The organism is Vibrio sp. 704 (assembly GCF_033339295.1).
In genome coordinates this window covers 1-538 of sequence record NZ_JAWOUH010000928.1, presented here as the reverse complement: position 1 = coordinate 538, position 538 = coordinate 1, and the positions used below count along the sequence as shown (strand labels likewise).

Sequence of the window (538 nt, the reverse complement as noted above, 5' to 3'; positions counted from 1 at the left end):
GATCTATTAACAGTCATGAATAATCACAAGCTTGCTTATGGTTATTCATCACGGCTAATCGTCTACTGCTCATAAAAAGACCGCAGCCAAGGCCACGGTCTAATCTTTGCACAAGTCTCTAAGGATTAACCTTTTTGAGCTAGTGCTACTTCTTCAGCGAAGCTTAGGCCTTCTGCTTTCTCGATACCTTCACCAACTTCTAGGCGAACGAATGTAGCAACTGAAGCACCTTTTTCTTTCAGCATTTCACCTACAGTTTTCTTAGGTTCCATGATGAATGCTTGACCAGTTAGAGAGATTTCGCCTGTGAATTTCTTCATGCGGCCAACAACCATCTTCTCAGCGATCTCAGCAGGCTTGCCTTCGTTCATAGCGATTTCAACTTGAACTTCTTTCTCTTTAGCAACTACGTCAGCTGGTACGTCTTCTGGGTTTACGTACTCTGGCTTAGAAGCAGCAACGTGCATTGCAACGTGCTTAAGAGTTTCTGCGTCGCCTTCACCAGCAACAACTACACCGATTTTCTCACCGTGACGGT

Annotated in this window: 1 protein-coding gene; it reads right to left on the bottom strand. The window is 44.6% G+C overall.

Annotation, left to right across the window (positions count from 1 at the left end):
* Window positions 1-125: 125 nt before the first annotated feature.
* On the bottom strand, window positions 126-538 hold a 413-nt coding region (tsf, locus tag R7R24_RS29930; RefSeq protein ID WP_318120617.1), incomplete at its 5' end, for a translation elongation factor Ts.